This window comes from Oceanicola sp. S124, from assembly GCF_000220565.1.
Classification (GTDB): Bacteria; Pseudomonadota; Alphaproteobacteria; order Rhodobacterales; family Rhodobacteraceae; genus Pseudooceanicola.
This window is the reverse complement of sequence record NZ_AFPM01000272.1, coordinates 1-15,878: the sequence shown is the minus strand read 5'-3', so window position 1 is coordinate 15,878 and position 15,878 is coordinate 1. Positions and strand designations below refer to the sequence as shown.

17 protein-coding genes, 1 tRNA gene and 1 pseudogene are annotated in these 15,878 nt (G+C 66.6%); 14 read left to right on the top strand and 5 right to left on the bottom strand.

What is annotated here, in order from left to right:
* The first annotated feature begins 109 nt into the window (after nt 1–109).
* From OS124_RS0118305 to OS124_RS0118265, 9 genes are all read left to right on the top strand, one after another.
* Nucleotides 110–2,077, top strand: a complete 1,968-nt coding sequence (locus OS124_RS0118305) for an AMP-binding protein (RefSeq protein WP_029375564.1) — start codon at nt 110–112, stop codon at nt 2,075–2,077.
* Nucleotides 2,074–2,916: an ABC transporter ATP-binding protein gene (locus tag OS124_RS0118300; protein WP_010141331.1), complete on the top strand. Its 843-nt coding sequence runs from the start codon at nt 2,074–2,076 to the stop codon at nt 2,914–2,916. The genes OS124_RS0118305 and OS124_RS0118300 overlap by 4 nt, the downstream gene beginning before the upstream one ends.
* A gap of 68 nt (nt 2,917–2,984) precedes the next feature.
* Nucleotides 2,985–3,971, top strand: coding sequence for a branched-chain amino acid ABC transporter permease (locus OS124_RS0118295; RefSeq protein ID WP_010141330.1), 987 nt, complete (start codon nt 2,985–2,987; stop codon nt 3,969–3,971).
* A 92-nt stretch (nt 3,972–4,063) separates the two neighbouring features.
* Nucleotides 4,064–4,276 (top strand): hypothetical protein, encoded by a 213-nt coding sequence (locus OS124_RS0118290; RefSeq protein WP_010141328.1) that lies wholly within the window; start codon nt 4,064–4,066, stop codon nt 4,274–4,276.
* Nucleotides 4,273–4,482 carry a hypothetical protein gene (locus OS124_RS25190; protein ID WP_010141327.1) on the top strand — a complete coding sequence of 70 codons (210 nt, stop codon included), beginning with the start codon at nt 4,273–4,275 and terminating at the stop codon, nt 4,480–4,482. The genes OS124_RS0118290 and OS124_RS25190 overlap by 4 nt, the downstream gene beginning before the upstream one ends.
* Before the next feature lie 3 nt (nt 4,483–4,485).
* The gene (locus OS124_RS0118280) at nt 4,486–5,562 is read left to right on the top strand and encodes a branched-chain amino acid ABC transporter permease (RefSeq protein WP_010141326.1); all 1,077 of its coding nucleotides are present in this window, start codon (nt 4,486–4,488) and stop codon (nt 5,560–5,562) included.
* 119 nt (nt 5,563–5,681) lie between these two features.
* Complete coding sequence (locus OS124_RS0118275) at nt 5,682–6,977, top strand: ABC transporter substrate-binding protein (RefSeq protein ID WP_010141325.1); 1,296 nt, start codon at nt 5,682–5,684, stop codon at nt 6,975–6,977.
* Nucleotides 6,978–7,069: 92 nt separating this feature from the next.
* Nucleotides 7,070–7,906, top strand: a complete 837-nt coding sequence (locus OS124_RS0118270; protein WP_010141324.1) for an ABC transporter ATP-binding protein — start codon at nt 7,070–7,072, stop codon at nt 7,904–7,906.
* A gap of 19 nt (nt 7,907–7,925) precedes the next feature.
* Nucleotides 7,926–9,161 (top strand): phenylacetate--CoA ligase family protein, encoded by a 1,236-nt coding sequence (locus OS124_RS0118265; RefSeq protein WP_010141323.1) that lies wholly within the window; start codon nt 7,926–7,928, stop codon nt 9,159–9,161.
* A 320-nt stretch (nt 9,162–9,481) separates the two neighbouring features.
* On the opposite strand, the gene ykgO is transcribed toward OS124_RS0118265, so the two are convergent.
* Nucleotides 9,482–9,607, bottom strand: a complete 126-nt coding sequence (ykgO, locus tag OS124_RS0118260) for a type B 50S ribosomal protein L36 (protein WP_010141322.1) — start codon at nt 9,605–9,607, stop codon at nt 9,482–9,484.
* An 83-nt stretch (nt 9,608–9,690) separates the two neighbouring features.
* Nucleotides 9,691–9,765, bottom strand: a tRNA-Val gene (locus OS124_RS0118255).
* 181 nt (nt 9,766–9,946) lie between these two features.
* Between OS124_RS0118255 and OS124_RS25185 the strand changes: the two are divergent.
* A pseudogene (locus OS124_RS25185) lies at nt 9,947–10,808 on the top strand (N-formylglutamate amidohydrolase).
* 351 nt (nt 10,809–11,159) lie between these two features.
* Here OS124_RS25185 and OS124_RS0118245 read toward each other — a convergent pair.
* Nucleotides 11,160–12,425, bottom strand: coding sequence for a DNA polymerase IV (locus OS124_RS0118245; RefSeq protein WP_010141319.1), 1,266 nt, complete (start codon nt 12,423–12,425; stop codon nt 11,160–11,162).
* Nucleotides 12,426–12,471: 46 nt separating this feature from the next.
* Between OS124_RS0118245 and OS124_RS0118240 the strand changes: the two genes are divergently transcribed.
* The 3 genes from OS124_RS0118240 to OS124_RS0118230 are packed head-to-tail and all read left to right on the top strand — an operon-like array spanning nt 12,472 to nt 14,164.
* Nucleotides 12,472–12,963 carry an NUDIX domain-containing protein gene (locus tag OS124_RS0118240; protein WP_010141317.1) on the top strand — a complete coding sequence of 164 codons (492 nt, stop codon included), beginning with the start codon at nt 12,472–12,474 and terminating at the stop codon, nt 12,961–12,963.
* Between the two features lie 38 nt (nt 12,964–13,001).
* The gene (locus OS124_RS0118235; RefSeq protein WP_010141316.1) at nt 13,002–13,898 is read left to right on the top strand and encodes an SPFH domain-containing protein; all 897 of its coding nucleotides are present in this window, start codon (nt 13,002–13,004) and stop codon (nt 13,896–13,898) included.
* Entirely contained in the window at nt 13,898–14,164 is a 267-nt protein-coding gene (locus tag OS124_RS0118230; protein WP_010141315.1) for an NfeD family protein, read from the top strand. Before OS124_RS0118235 ends, OS124_RS0118230 begins: the two co-directional genes overlap by 1 nt.
* 16 nt (nt 14,165–14,180) lie before the next feature.
* Here the strand turns inward: OS124_RS0118230 and pyrF are convergent, their stop codons facing one another.
* Both pyrF and OS124_RS25180 read right to left on the bottom strand, forming a co-directional pair.
* The gene (gene pyrF, locus OS124_RS0118225; RefSeq protein WP_010141314.1) at nt 14,181–14,927 is read right to left on the bottom strand and encodes an orotidine-5'-phosphate decarboxylase; all 747 of its coding nucleotides are present in this window, start codon (nt 14,925–14,927) and stop codon (nt 14,181–14,183) included.
* A gap of 115 nt (nt 14,928–15,042) precedes the next feature.
* Nucleotides 15,043–15,387: a hypothetical protein gene (locus OS124_RS25180; protein WP_010141313.1), complete on the bottom strand. Its 345-nt coding sequence runs from the start codon at nt 15,385–15,387 to the stop codon at nt 15,043–15,045.
* A gap of 200 nt (nt 15,388–15,587) precedes the next feature.
* Between OS124_RS25180 and OS124_RS25175 the strand changes: the two genes are divergently transcribed.
* The coding region (locus tag OS124_RS25175; protein WP_010141312.1) for a Clp protease N-terminal domain-containing protein at nt 15,588–15,878 on the top strand (291 nt) is incomplete at its 3' end.

Genomic DNA, 15,878 nt, shown 5'->3' with positions numbered 1-15,878 from the left:
GCCGCGAATGTGATAGCGCGATGATGGCTATTCGACCCGCCTTGAGGAGGGCGGTTTTTTCCCGGTCGGGGAGGGCTGGGAAAAGGGGAGGAGAACAGTCGTGAGAGACATCTCGCACGCGGCGGGCGGGCCGGTGAACTCCGTGCCCGCCCTGCTCGAACGCAATGCGAAGACCTGGCCGGACCGGACCGCCTACCGCGAGAAGGAGTTCGGCATCTGGCAGAGCTGGACCTGGGCCGAGACCCGGGAAGAGGTTCGCGACCTGGCCCTTGGCCTGCTGGACCTCGGCGTGCAGCCGGGAGACTTCATCGCCATCATCGGCACCAACCGCCCGCATCTCTACTGGGCCATTCCGGCCGCGCAGATGGTCGGGGCCGTTCCCGTACCGCTCTATTCCGACAGTGCCGCCGAAGAGATGGCCTATGTGCTGGATCACTGCGGCGCCCGCTTCGTCGTCGCCGAGGACCAGGAGCAGGTCGACAAGGTCATCGAGGTCAAGCCGCAGCTGCCGGCGCTGGAACATATCCTCTATCTCGACCCGCGCGGGATGCGGAAATACGACCACGCGCATCTGCATGACTACGGCCAGGTGCAGCAGCAGGGCCGCGCCGCCCGGGACGCGCTGACCCCCGAGATGGAGCGCCGCACCGCCGCCCTTGGCCCCGAGGACATCTGCGTGATGCTCTATACCTCGGGCACAACGGGCAAGCCCAAGGGCGTCGTGCTGTCCAACAGCAACATCATCGAGACCTCGAAGAATTCCAGCGAGTTCGACAACCTCGGGCCCGGCGAGGAGGTGCTTGCCTACCTGCCCATGGCCTGGGTCGGCGACTTCATCTTCTCGATCGGCCAGGCCTATTGGTCGGGCTTCTGCGTCAACTGTCCGGAAAGCGAGACCACCCTCGCGACGGACCTGCGCGAGATCGGGCCCAGCTACTATTTTGCCCCTCCACGTGTTTTCGAAACCCAGCTCACCAACGTCATGATCCGCATGGAAGACGCCGGGCGGTTCAAGAAGTGGTTGTTTGACAAGTGCATGGCCCATGCGCGTCAGGTGGGCGGGCGGATGCTGGACGGTCAGCGGGTGGAGCTGGCCGACCAGCTGAAATACCGGCTGGGAGAGTTGCTGATCTACGGTCCCCTGAAGGACACCCTTGGCCTGCGCCGCATCCGTGTCGGCTATACGGCGGGCGAGGCCATCGGGCCCGAGATCTTCGATTTCTACCGCGCCCTCGGCATCAACCTGAAGCAGCTCTACGGCCAGACCGAGGCCTCGGTCTTCATCACCCAGCAACCGGACGGCGAGGTGCGCTCGGATACGGTGGGGGTGGCCTCTCCCGGGGTCGAGCTGAAGATCGCCGAGAGCGGCGAGGTCTTCTATCGCAGCCCCGGGGTGTTCCAGCTCTACTACAAGAACCCCGAGAGCACGGCCTCGACCAAGGATCCCGAGGGCTGGGTGGCCACCGGCGATGCGGGCTTCATCGAAGAGGGCAGCGGCCACCTGCGGATCATCGACCGCGCCAAGGACGTGGGCAAGATGGCCGATGGCAGCCTGTTCGCGCCGAAATACGTCGAGAACAAGCTGAAGTTCTTCCCGAACATCCTCGAAGCCGTGGTCTTCGGGAACGGACGCGAGACCTGCACCGCCTTCATCAACATCGACCTGACCGCCGTCGGCAACTGGGCCGAGCGCAACAACATCGCCTATTCCAGCTACCAGGAGCTGGCTGGCCATCCACAGGTGCTGGAGACCATCCGGTCGCACGTCGAGCAGGTCAATCGCTCGGTGGCGGAAGATGAGATGCTCTCGGGTTGCCAGATCCACCGCTTCCTCGTGCTGCACAAGGAACTGGATGCCGACGACGGAGAGATGACCCGCACCCGCAAGGTGCGCCGCAAGATCATCGAAGAGAAATACGCCGACCTGATCGCTGCTCTCTACGACGGGTCCGGGCAGGTCTCGACCCGCACGGAGGTGACCTACGAGGACGGGCGCAAGGGCCATATCTCGGCCACTCTGAAACTGTGTGACGCGGCGGTCATGGATCGAGGTGCGGAAAGGGTGGCAGCGGAATGAGCCTTGCAGAACAGATCGTTACCGACCAGCCGGCCGAGGGCTGGGTGACTGCGGACGGGCGCCAGATCGGGCCCGTGATGATGGAAATGCGCAACATCACCCTGCGCTTCGGCGGGGTGGAGGCGATCAAGGACATCTCCTTCGACATCCGCCAGGGCGAGATCCGCGCGATCATCGGGCCGAACGGCGCGGGCAAGAGCTCGATGCTGAACGTGATCAGCGGCTTCTACAATCCGCAGGAGGGCGAGGTCTGGTTCCACGGCCAGCGCCGGCCCCGGATGCGCCCCTACGAGGTGGCGCGGCAGGGCGTGGCGCGAACCTTCCAGAACATCGCGCTGTTCGAGGGCATGACGGTGCTGGACAACGTGATGACCGGGCGGCTCAACCACATGAAGGCCGGGGTGTTCCGGCAGGCCCTGTGGTTTGGCCGCGCCGAGCGGGAAGAGATCGAGAACCGCGAGAAGGTCGAGCGCATCATCGACTTCCTCGAGATCCAGAGCATCCGCAAGACGCCGGTGGCGCGGCTGCCCTATGGGCTGAAGAAGCGCGTGGAACTGGCGCGCGCCCTGGCCGCCGAGCCGAAGCTGCTGCTGCTGGACGAGCCCATGGCCGGCATGAACGTCGAGGAGAAAGAGGACATGTCCCGTTTCATCCTCGATGTGAACGACGAATTCGGCACCACCATCGCGCTGATCGAACACGACATGGGCGTGGTGATGGACCTGAGCGACCGGGTGGTGGTGATGGATTATGGCCGCAAGATCGGCGACGGCACCCCGGACGAGGTGCGCAGCAACCAGGACGTCATCGACGCCTACCTGGGGGTGGCCCATGACTGACGCGATGACCTGCGGCGCTCGCGCCGGGGCGCCTCGCCCCGCCCGCCATCCCGCAGAGGAGGTTTCCCATGCCTGACCAGCTTCTCTTCGCCATGGAGGTCTTCCTCAACGGGCTGATGGCCGGGGTGCTCTATGCGCTCGTCGCGCTCGGCTTCGTGCTGATCTTCAAGGCCTCCGGCATCTTCAACTATGCGCAGGGGGTGATGGCGCTCTTCGCCGCGCTGACCCTTGTCGGGATCATGGAGGGGCAGGTGCCCTTCAGCCACCTGATCAACGCCGTCTTCGGCACCGAGATCCACCACTTCGGCTGGCACCTGCCCGCCGTGGCCGCGATCCTGCTGACCGGCGTCGTGATGGTCGCCCTGGCCTGGGCGGTGAACAAGCTGATCTTCCGCCACCTGGTGGGGCAGGAGCCGATCATCCTCTTCATGGCGACCATCGGGCTGGCCTATTTCATGGAGGGCCTCGGGGACATCATGTGGGGCGCGGACATCAAGAAGCTGGATGTCGGCCTGCCGCAGGGCATCAATGCCTGGATCGACGAGACCACTTTCAACGCCTTCGGCTACGGGTTCTTCATCGACAACCTCGATATCTGGGCCACGGTGATCGCGGCGGTGCTGGTCATCGCGCTGACGATCTTCAGCCAGTACTCGAAACAGGGCCGGGCGCTGCGCGCCGTGGCCGATGATCACCAGGCGGCGCTGTCGGTCGGCATCAGCCTGAACTTCATCTGGGTGCTGGTCTGGTCGATCGCCGGTTTCGTGGCGCTGGTCGCGGGGATCATGTGGGGCACCAAGTCGGGCGTGCAGTTCTCGCTGTCGCTGATCGCGCTGAAGGCCCTGCCGGTGCTGATGCTGGGCGGTTTCACCTCGATTCCCGGCGCCATCGTCGGCGGGCTGATCATCGGGGTTGGTGAAAAATTGTTCGAATTCCTGGTCGGTCCGCTGGTCGGCGGGGCGACCGAGAACTGGTTTGCCTACGTTCTGGCGCTGCTTTTCCTCGTCTTCCGTCCTCAGGGCTTGTTCGGGGAACGGATTATCGAGAGAGTGTAAAGACCCCTGCGGGCGACTGCGCGACTTTGTCGCGACACCCGCCCGCCCGGGGCCCCCGGTTGAGGAGCCGGGGCATAGGAGGAGAGAAAGAAATGAAAGACATCAAGGGTATCCGTCTTGTCGCCATGCTGGTCGTCTGGGCCTGCTACTGGGGCTTCGTCTTCTGGTCGGCCAAGGCCGAGGCAGTCGTTGGTCATCACGTTCTGGTCAACGTCGTGATCCTGGCCATCGGACTGCTGGGCGCTTGGCTGACCTACCTGGTCGCCTGCCGGCGAATCGCCTGGGCGCGGGGCGAAGAGGCATGAAGCTTCTGGCGATCCTCAACGTGCTGGCCTGGGGCGCCTTCTGGTGCTTCGGACTGATCGCCCTGTTCGCCGATCTCTCGGCCGGCGAACAGCTGGGCGCCGCCGCCCTGTCCGGGGCGGGCTTCCTGGGGGGCATGCTGTGCCACCTCGGGCTCTGCAACCGGATCGAACCCCACCAGCGGATTGCACCGCAAAGCGAGGTCTGAGAGATGCTGTACCGCGAGGCCGGAGACTTCAAGACGAGCTACAGGGAAGACGGACAGAGCTTCCCGATCCGCTTCGACCGGATCGCGGTACAGGTCACGTTGGCCGTGGCGCTGCTGGTGGTGCCCTTCGTGATCAACGATTACTGGGCCAATGCCGTGGCGCTGCCCTTCCTGATCTACGCCATCGCGGCGATCGGGCTGAACATCCTGGTCGGCTTCTGCGGCCAGGTCTCGCTGGGCACCGGCGGGTTCATGGCGGTCGGCGCCTATGCCACCTACAAGCTGATGACCGCCTTCCCCGAGGTCTCGATCATCATTCACGTGCTGCTGGCCGGCGGGATCACCGCCGGGGTCGGGGTGCTCTTCGGGCTGCCCTCGCTGCGGATCAAGGGCTTCTACCTGGCGGTGGCGACGCTGGCGGCGCAGTTCTTCCTGGTCTGGCTGTTCAACCGGGTGCCGTGGTTCTACAACCACTCCGCCTCGGGCCAGATCAGCGCGCCGGAACGCACGGTGCTGGGGCAGGCCGTGACCGGCCCCAATGCCGAGGCCTGGGTGACCTACCTGTTCTGCCTGCTGTTCCTGATCTTTGCCGCCGTGGTGGCGCGCAACCTGACGCGGGGCACCATGGGGCGCAGCTGGATGGGCATCCGCGACATGGACATCGCCGCCGAGATCATCGGGGTGAACCCGCTGGCGGCCAAGCTCTCGGCCTTCGCGGTCAGCTCGTTCTTCATCGGCATCGCCGGGGCGCTGTTCTTCGCGGTCTACCTGGGCGCGGTCGAGGTGGGCGAAGCCTTCGGCATCAACAAGAGCTTCCTGGTGCTGTTCATGATCATCATCGGCGGGCTGGGCCGGATCGCCGGCAGCCTGATGGGCGCCGCCTTCCTGGTGCTGCTGCCGGTGCTGCTGAAGAACGTGCTGGTCGGCGGCCTCGGCTGGCCGACGGATCTGGCGGCGCACCTTGAATTCATGATCGTCGGCGGGCTGATCGTCACCTTCCTGGTGGCAGAGCCGCACGGGCTGGCGCAGCTCTGGCGCGTTGGCAAGGAGAAGCTGAGACTCTGGCCCTTCCCGCACTAGGAAGGGGCCATGCGGCAGGGAAGAGGAGCCCCGCCGCAGCCCGCAGGGCCCGGACCGGCCCTGCACCCGGGGAAGAGGAGCCCCGGCACGGACCGTCCAAACCCAGGGAGGAGACAAGGATGGCGACGAAAAAGTTGAAGGCCGCGGGCGCGGCCCTGGTATCGGCTTGCCTGCTGGCAGGCCCCGCCGCAGCGGATCTGGTGTTCCCGGATCTGAGCTATCGCACCGGCCCCTATGCGGCCAACGGGATCCCGTTCTCGGACGGCTACCAGGATTACCTGACCCTGCTGAACGAGCGGGACGGGGGCATCGGCGGCGTGCCGATCAAGATCCTGGAATGCGAAACCGGCTACAACACCGAGAAGGGGGTCGAGTGCTACGAGGCCACCAAGGGGGAAGGCGCGCTGGTCTACCAGCCGCTGTCCACCGGCATCACCTACCAGCTGATCCCCAAGGCCACCGCCGACGGCATCCCGGTGCACACGCTGGGCTATGGCCGCACCTCGGCCAAGAACGGCGAGGTCTTCAAGTGGATCTTCAACTACCCGGCCAACTACTGGGACGGGGCCAGCCATGCGATCAACCACATCCTGGCCGAAAACAACGGTGACATCAGCGGCAAGAAGATCGCGCTGGTCTATCACAACTCGGCCTACGGCAAGGAGCCGATCCGCACGCTGGAGGAACTCTCGGCCAAGCATGGCTTCGAGCTGGTGCTGCTGCCGGTCGATCACCCCGGCCAGGAACAGAAGAGCCAGTGGCTGCAGATCCGTCGCGAGCGCCCGGACAACGTGATCATGTGGGGCTGGGGCGTGATGAACCAGGTCGCCATCCAGGAGGCGGTCAACATCCGCTATCCGATGGAGAACTTCATCGGCATCTGGTGGTCGGGCTCGGAAAACGACGTGCTGCCCGCCGGTGACGGAGCCAATGGCTACAAGGCGCTGACCTTCCACAATCTCGGGATGGAGTACCCGGTCTACGACGACCTGAAGCAGTATGTCGTCGATGCGGGCAAGGCGGCCGGTGCGGGCGATCAGCTGGGCACCGCGCTCTATAACCGTGGCATGTACGCGGCGATGCTGGCCACCGAGGCCGCCCGCACCGCGCAGGAAATCCACGGCACCGCAGACATCACCCCCGCGATGATGCGGGACGGTCTGGAAGGCCTCGACATGACAGAAGAGAAGATGGCCGGCCTCGGCCTGCCGAACTTCGGCCCGACCTTCAAGGTGACCTGCGCCAACCACGGCGGCGACGGCCTTGGCGCGATGGCGCAGTGGGATGCGACCGCAGGCACCTGGTCGCTGATCAGCGACTACGAAGCCTCGGATTCGGAGGTGCTCAACCCGCTGATCGAGGCCGACAGCCTGGCCTATGCCGAAGAGAGCGGCATCACCCCGGGCTGCGAGTGATCCAGGCGCCGGCCCCCGGGGTGATCCCGGGGGCCGGTCCCCGCGGCGACGCGGACATATCAGGAATTCCGGCCGACGAAGGAGAGGGGCCCATGCTGGACAGTGCAAGGCAGAGCGATGCGACGACCGCCGAGACCCTTCTGGAGGTCAACAATATCGAGGTAATCTACAACCACGTGATCCTGGTGCTGAAGGGGGTCAGCCTGTCCGTCCCCAAGGGCGGGATCACCGCCCTGCTGGGCGGCAATGGCGCGGGCAAGACCACCACGCTGAAGGCGATTTCCAACCTTCTGGGCAGCGAGCGCGGCGAGGTGACCAAGGGCTCCATCCTCTATCGCGGCCAGCGGGTGCAGGATCTGGACCCGGCCAGCCTGGTCAGGGCGGGCGTCATCCAGGTGATGGAGGGGCGGCATTGCTTCGAACACCTGACGGTCGAGGAGAACCTGCTGACCGGCGCCTATACCCGCAGCGGCAAGGCCGATATCGAGGCCGATCTTGAGATGGTCTACACCTATTTCCCGCGCCTTAAGGTGCGGCGCAAATCCCAGGCCGGTTACACTTCGGGCGGCGAGCAGCAGATGATCGCCATCGGCCGGGCGCTGATGAGCCGCCCCGAGACGATCCTGCTGGACGAGCCCTCGATGGGCCTCGCGCCGCAGCTGGTGGAAGAGATCTTCGGCATCGTCAAAAGCCTCAACGAAGAGCAGGGGGCGACCTTCCTGCTGGCCGAACAGAATACCAACGTGGCACTGCGCTTTGCCCATTACGGCTACATCCTGGAATCGGGGCGCGTGGTGATGGATGGCGCGGCGGCGGCCCTGCGCGAGAACCCGGACGTGAAGGAGTTCTACCTCGGCATGTCCGACGAGGGGCGCAAGAGCTTCCGCGACGTGCGCTCGTACCGGCGCCGCAAGCGTTGGCTGAGCTGAGAAACTGGGAGAGACAGAGATGACAGGCCAGGCCCGCACCGGCCACTACGATGCGCTGGAAACCCGAAGCGCCGACGAGCGCGAGGCGGCGATCGCCCGCGCCCTGCCCGGGCAGGTGGCCGCCGCCGCCGCCCTGCCAGGCTACGTCGACAGCCTGCGCGGCGTCGATCCGACGACAATCACCGGGCTGGCCGATCTCGCCTCCCTGCCGGTGCTGCGCAAGAGCGACCTCGTCGCGCGGCAACGCCCCGGGGCGCCGCTCGGTGGGCTCAGCAGCCTGCCGCCACAGGCCTTCGCCCACCTGTTCCAGAGCCCCGGCCCGATCTACGAGCCGGGCGGCGCGGGGCATGACTGGTGGCGCATGGGGCGCTTCCTGCATGCCGCCGGAATCGGTCGTGGCGACGTGGTGCAGAACTGCTTCAGCTATCACCTGACCCCTGCGGGCATGATCTTCGAGAACGGCGCCCGCGCGGTCGGCGCGACGGTCCTGCCCGCGGGCACCGGCCAGACCGAGTTGCAGGCCCGTGCCGCCCATGACCTCGGTGTCACGGCCTATGCGGGCACGCCCGATTACCTGAAGGTGATACTGGACCGCGCCGAGGCCGATGGACTGCCGCTGCAGATCACCCGGGCCGCCGTCGGTGGCGGCGCCCTCTTCCCCAGCCTGCGCGCCGAATACGCGGATCGCGGCATCGCCTGCCTGCAATGCTACGCCACCGCCGACCTGGGCAATATCGCCTACGAGAGCGCGGCGATGGAGGGCATGATCATCGATGAGGGCGTGCTGGTCGAGATCGTCACCCCGGGCACCGGCACCCCGGTGGCGCCGGGCGAGGTGGGCGAGGTGGTGGTGACCACGCTCAACCCCGACTACCCGCTGGTCCGCTTCGCCACGGGGGACATGTCGGCGCTGATGCCCGGGACCAGCCCCTGCGGGCGCACCAACCTGCGCATCAAGGGCTGGATGGGCCGCGCCGACCAGACCACCAAGATCAAGGGCATGTTCGTGCGCCCCGAACAGGTCGCCGCCTTCGTCGCCCGCCACGGCGAGGTCACCCGCGCCCGTGTCGTCGCCCTGCGCGAGGGCGAGGCCGACCGGATGCTGGTGCAGGTCGAAAGCCCCGGCGGCGATGTGGGCACCTATGGCGAGAGCGTCGCGCAGGTGATGAAGCTGAAGGCTCAGATCGAGATCCTGGCGCCCGGCAGCCTGCCCAACGACGGTCTGGTGATCGAGGACCGCCGCAACTACGACTGAGGCCCCTCTGCGGTGTCCTTCTGCCCGGTCTCGCTGACGCCGGGCAGTTCTCCCTCGCGCATGACTGTCAGGAAGTCATGCGCCCTAGAATATTGCCGCCAGTTGGCAGGCGGTCCCGGTCCTTGATCAGGCCGCGGAAATGGACCGCCCGTCCGGGCGTTGTTCCGGGACCCTGCACAGGCGGGGAAACGCTCGGTCTATCGTCAGGGTAGCGTGGGGCGCCGGTCGCCTGCCAACAGGGGCGCTCAAGGAACAGAGGTCGCGCAAAGAAAAAGGGCCGCGAAACGCGACCCTTGATCAGGTAAGCTCGGGTGCTTCGATCAGCCCTGACGGGCTTTGAAGCGACGCTGCGTCTTGTTGATCACATAGACGCGTCCCTTGCGGCGCACGACGCGGCAATCGCGATGGCGCTGCTTCAGCGAGCGGAGCGAGTTACGAACCTTCATGTTCATCTCCTCATGTCGCGGCGCGGCAAGCGCCAGTTTCGTGCAGGGAGCGGGGCACGAAGGCCCCGGACCCGGTGAATAGGTGGTGGGCGATACAAGGATCGAACTTGTGACCCCTTCGATGTCAACGAAGTGCTCTACCGCTGAGCTAATCGCCCACTGGCTTGGATTTCCTTGCTTCTTTCCGTTTTGATCGGCCCCGGATGGCGCCGCCCTGACAAGAAAGAAGCGCGGATTACCGCGCCGGTTCGCGTCCTATAAAAGGAGTCGTCGGGGGGATCAAGGGGCTTTTGGCAATCCTTTTTTGCGATACACTTATTTAGGTTCCCAGGAGAGGTCATGTCCGACAGCGCCTTCGATCTTTACCGGCCTTCCGTGCGCAGCACGAGCGTGGTTTTTGCCTCGCCCCACTCGGGATGCGCCTACCCGGCCGACCTGATGAGCCGGACCCGACTCGACCGGCGCGAGATTCGCTCTTCCGAGGATGCCTTCATCGACAGGCTCTTTGCCGCTGCGCCCGCCCTGGGGGCGCCGCTGCTCTGCGCAAGGGCGCCCCGGGCCTATGTCGACCTGAACCGCGCCGTGGACGAACTGGATCCGGCGGTGATCGAGGGCGCGCGGCGGCGCGGACACAATCCCCGCATCGCCTCCGGGTTGGGGGTGATTCCCCGCGTCGTGGCCGGCGGGCGTCCGATCTACCAGGGCAAGCTCTCCCTGCAGGAGGCGGAAAAATCGGCTGGCGCGGATCTGGCGCCCCTATCACGCCGCCCTGCAGGACCTGCTGGGCGAGTCGCACCGCAGCTTCGGCGAGGCGATCCTGGTCGATTGCCACTCGATGCCGCACGAAGCCCTCGATTCGGTGCGCCGCAACGCGCTGCGCAGCCCGGATGTGGTGATCGGAGACCGTTTCGGTGCCTCGGCCGATCCCGCGGTCGTCGACCGGATCGAGGCGGCCTTCGTCGCCGCCGGCCTGTCGGTGATCCGCAATGCGCCTTTCGCCGGCGCCTATGTCACCCAGCATTACGGTCGCCCGTCGCGGCGCCAGCATGCGATCCAGATCGAGATCGACCGCGCGCTCTACATGGATGAGGCGCGCATCGAGCCGCGCCCGGATTTCGACGCATTTGCCGAGCTGATCCACGGTGTCATCGCCCGGATCGTGCAGATCGGCAGCAACGAATTGCCGCTGGCCGCGGAATAGGAAGGCGACAGGCCCGCTGCACCGGGGTGATGCCTCCGGCGGGAGTATTTTCAGCCTGGTGATGATGCGGGATGGTCGCCGGAGAGGCGGCCTCCTTTCCCATCGAGAGCGTGCAACGGCCCGGCGGCAAAACGAGGGCACTTGCCTAGGCACTGCCTCTCTTGATCATCACCAGGCTGAAAGTACTCCGGGGGTGAATTGGGCCCGCAAGGGCTCAAGAGGGGGCAGCGCCCCCTCCCGCCCCTCGTCACATGCGCGTCCCGCCGACGAAGGCGCAGAAGTCTCTCCCGGCTGCAGTGCCCCGGGCAGGGGCACAGGCGCGTTTTGGCGCAGGCCCAGGCCCCGATCCGGTCAGCGCAGCGCCCGGCCCTTGCGAATCGCATCCTTGCCGAAACGCTGCCGGATCGCATCCGAGGCCCGTTCGGCGGCCGTGCGCCGCCCGGCATCGGGATCCAGCAGGTCGCCCGAGCGGTCCGCATCTCCCGACGGTCCGAGGTCGGTCACCCCGACGCCGATCAGGCGGAAGGGGCCGCGATCCTCGACCTTGTCGAACAGGCTCCGTGCCTCGCGATAGATCCGGTCGGCCAGCTGGCTGGCGTCGCGCAGGCCGATGCGGCGGGTCAGCAGCGAGTGGTCTGCCCGCTTCAGCTTCAGCACCACCGTGCGTCCGGCAATGCCCTTGGCCTTCAGCCGGTCCGAGACCTTCTCGGACAGCCGCCAGAGGTGGCCGTCCAGCAGATCGGGGTCGCCGGTGTCCTCGAAGAAGGTGGTCTCGTTGGACACCGATTTCATCGGTGCATGGGCAGAGACGCGGCGGTGATCCTCGCCGCGCGACAGGTGATAGAGCCGCACCCCCATCGAGCCGAATCGCGCCACAAGGTCGGTCTGCTCCCACCTGCGAAGGTCGGCGAAGGTGTGGATGCCGGCCCGGTCCAGTGCCGCCTGTCCGGCCGCGCCGACGCCCCAGATCATGCTGACCGGCTTGGGGGCCAGGAAATCGGCCGTCTCGGCGCTGCCGATCACCGCGAAGCCATGCGGCTTGTCGAGGTCCGAGGCGATCTTGGCGAGGAACTTGTTGTGCGACAGCCCGATCGAACCGGTCAGCCCCAGCTCGTCCCGCATCCGCCGCACCAGCCCGGCCAGCAGCACGGCGGGTGGCTTGCCATGCAGCCGCGCGGTGCCGGTCAGGTCGAGGAAGGCCTCGTCCAGCGACAGCGGCTCGATGGCGGGGGTCAGGTCTTCCATCATGGCGCGGATGGCGCGGGAGGCCTCGACGTAGCGCTCCATCCGGGGGCGAATCACCATCGCCTCGGGGCAGAGCTTCAGCGCCTGGAACATCGGCATGGCCGAGCGCACGCCGCGGATGCGCGCGACGTAGCAGGCGGTCGAGACCACGCCGCGCCGTCCGCCACCGATGATCACCGGCTTGTCGGCCAGCGAAGGGTCGTCGCGTTTCTCGACCGAGGCATAGAAGGCGTCGCAATCCATATGGGCGATGGAGAGCGACATCAGTTCCTCATGGGCGACGCAGCGGGGCGAGCCGCAGGCAGGGCAGCGCAGCAGCCCCCGGGGCGGGGCCTCGAAGACGGTCAGGCAGTCGCGGCAGAGGGCAGACATGGGAGAATCCGATGGCGGGCTCAGGGCCGCATGATATACCCGGCCCATGGCGAACGAAACAGGAATACCGGCAGGGGCGCTGGACCGGCGGCGCGGCTTCGACGGGGCGAAGACGCTGCTGTTCGTCGGCGAGGCGCTGGCGGTGCTGCAGCGGGACGACCTGCCCACGATCCCCTTTCCGGGCCTCTGGGACATGCCCGGCGGCGGGCGCGAGCCAGGAGAGTCGCCGCTGGACTGCGTGATCCGCGAGACAGCCGAAGAGCTGTCACTGCAGCTCGTTCCCGCCGATTTCCACTATGCCCGGCCCTATCGCGATTCCTCTGGCGTCGAGGTCTGGTTCTTCGCGGCCCGTATCCCCGCCGGGCGTCAGGCAGGGATCCGGCTGGGCAGCGAGGGGCAGGGCTGGGCGCTTATGGCGTCCGAGGAGTACCTGGCCCACCCGTTGCGCATTCCGCCTCTGGCGGCGCGGCTGCGCGACTACCTGGCGGCCGGACCGAAGGACGAAAGCGGTTCCGCTTGGTCATTCGGCGCGCCATAGTGGGTGCAGCCTGGCCGGGTGGCCCGTGGGAGAGACTGATGAACAACACCGATCTTGAAGCCTTCCTGATGGATGGCAGCAACATTGTCCTGATCCTGCTGGCCCTGGCCGTGGTGATCGCCATCCTGCTGGGCGTGCGCATCGTGCCGCAGTCCGAGAAATACGTGGTCGAGCGCTTCGGCAGGCTGCGCTCGGTCCTGGGGCCGGGGATCAACCTGATCGTGCCGGTGGTCGACCGGGTGGCGCATCGCGTCTCAATCCTGGAACGCCAGCTGCCCAATGCCGAGCAGGACGCGATCACCGCCGACAACGTGCTGGTGCAGGTCGAGACCAGCGTCTTCTACCGCATCCTCGAGCCGGAAAAGACCGTCTACCGGATCCGCGACGTGGATGCCGCCATTGCCACCACCGTGGCCGGGATCGTCCGTGCCGAGATCGGCAAGATGGAGCTGGACGAGGTGCAGTCGAACCGCGCGGCTCTGATCTCGACGATCAAGGAAAACGTCATGGATGCGGTCGACAACTGGGGCATCGAGGTCACCCGGGCCGAGATCCTGGACGTGAACCTCGACCAGGCGACCCGCGATGCGATGCTGCAGCAGCTCAACGCCGAACGGGCCCGCCGGGCACAGGTGACCGAGGCCGAGGGCAAGAAACGCGCGGTCGAGCTTCAGGCCGATGCCGAGCTTTACGCCGCTGAACAGGTCGCCAAGGCGCGCCGGATCAGCGCCGACGCCGAGGCCTATGCCACCGCCCAGGTGGCCCGTGCGATCGCCGAGAACGGGCTTGAGGCGGCGCAGTACCAGGTGGCGCTGAAGCAGGTCGAGGCGCTGGTGGCGCTTGGCAAGGGCGAGGGCAAGCAGACGATTGTCGTGCCCTCGAATGCCATCGACGCCTTCCGCGATGCCTTCACCTTGTTGAAGGGGCGGGGCTGATGCTGCTGCTCTGGTGGGCCTGGATGGCCGCAGGCGTCGTGTTGCTGGCGTTGGAAATGCTGGTGCCGGGGTTCCTGTTCCTCGGCTTCGCCCTAGGCGCGCTGGTCGTCGGCGCCCTGCTGCTGGTCGGCGTGACCGTCGCCCTCAGCTGGATGCTGCTGCTGTTTGCGCTGTTGTCCCTGATTGCCTGGGCGGTGTTGCGCCGGGTCATGGGCGTGCGCAAGGGGCAGGTGAAGATGTGGGACCGCGACATCAACGAGGATTGAGGCGGTCCCTTTTCCCTCAGCGGTTCGGGCGTGCGGCCTGAGGCGAGCGCAGCTCGGCCACCACGGCGCGGGCGGCGGCGCGGGGATCTTCGGCGCGCCAGATCGGACGGCCCACCACGACGTGATCGGCCCCGGCCGCAACGGCGCTGGCGGGGGTGGCGATGCGCTTCTGGTCGTCGCTTTCGGCGCCGGCGGGGCGGACGCCCGGCGTGACGATCAGCCGGCCCGCCGCATTGGGCAGGGCGCGAATCGCAGCAGCTTCGTTGGGCGAGCAGATGATTCCGTCGGCACCGGCGTCGAAGGCGCGGGCGGCGCGCTCCACCACGATCTCGGGCACATCGCCGGGCAGGATCAGCCCGTCATCGAGATCGGCGCGTTCCAGCGAGGTCAGGATGGTGACGGCGAGGATCTTCAGATCCTTGCCCGCCGCGCCCTGCTTGGCGGCGCGCACCACATGCGGATCGCCGTGCACGGTCAGGAAATCGAGGTCGTACTGGGAAATTCCCTTCACCGCGTTCTCGACCGTCTGGCCGATGTCGAACAGCTTCATGTCGAGGAAGATGCGCTTGCCGTGTTCCTGCTTCAGCTCGTTGGCCAGCGCCATGCCGCCCCCCGTGAGCATGCCGAGCCCGATCTTGTAGAACGAGACGGCCTCGCCGATCTCTTCGGCCAGCTTCAGGCCGGCCAGCGCATCGGGCACGTCCAGCGCGACGATCAGGCGGTCATCTGCAGTATCTTGGGGGATCTGGTGGGCTTCAGTCATGAGGTCTCTCCGGATTTTCGACCTCTTCGACCTTTTGCCCCCTCAGGTCAAGGCGCGCGGCGATGCTCTTTCGGCCTGTCGGCGTCGTCCCGGGCTGCTGCCCGGCAGGCGACCCTCAGGCGGCCCGGCCTAGGATGCGCTCCCACAGCGCCGAGGTGGCCTGCTGCACGCGCTGCGGCAGATGTTCCAGCAGGGCTTCATCGCGGCGGGCCCGCATGCCCGGCTGGCCACGGTCGTGGCGGCGGCAGGCCAGCTCCGACAGGGCGCGGGTGACATCCTCATAGCCCATGTCCATGGGCGCACGCAGGGAAACGGGATAGGTGAAGACCTCGCGTCCCTCGTAGAGGGTCACGGCAGCTTCGAAGGCGCGCTCGGCGGCGTTGTAGCGGATCGAGGCGATGCGGGTCAGGTGCCGACCGGAGCTGTGCTGGGTGGCGGGGGTGGGTGCGGTCTCTTTCATCTTGGCCTCCCTTGCGGGGCTGTGGCTGAGGACGGTGTTCGCTTATGAAACACTTTCATGACGCGCCGGGTTCCGGTTTCCGGCGCAACCGGCTTGAACCCGCCCATGGCGCTCCCCATCTCGATAACGTGAGGTCCCGACGCGGCCACGCCTCGATGAGGGTGGCCAGATATGGGACGCTTCGGAAAAGGAGAATTGCCATGGACTTGTCGAAGTTCACGGAGCGGTCGCGCGGATTTATCCAGGCGGCCCAGACGATTGCCATCCGGGAAGGTCATCAGCGCCTGGTCCCGGACCATATCCTGAAAGCCTTGCTGGACGATGAGGAAGGCCTTGCCGCCAACCTGATCCGCAAGGCGGGCGGAGAGCCGCATTCCGTGGCTCAGGCCTGCGATATGGCACTGGCCAAGATCCCCGCCGTCAGCGGCGACACCGGCCAGATCTACATGGATACCGCCACGGTCAAGGTTCTGAGCGAGGCCGAGAAGGTC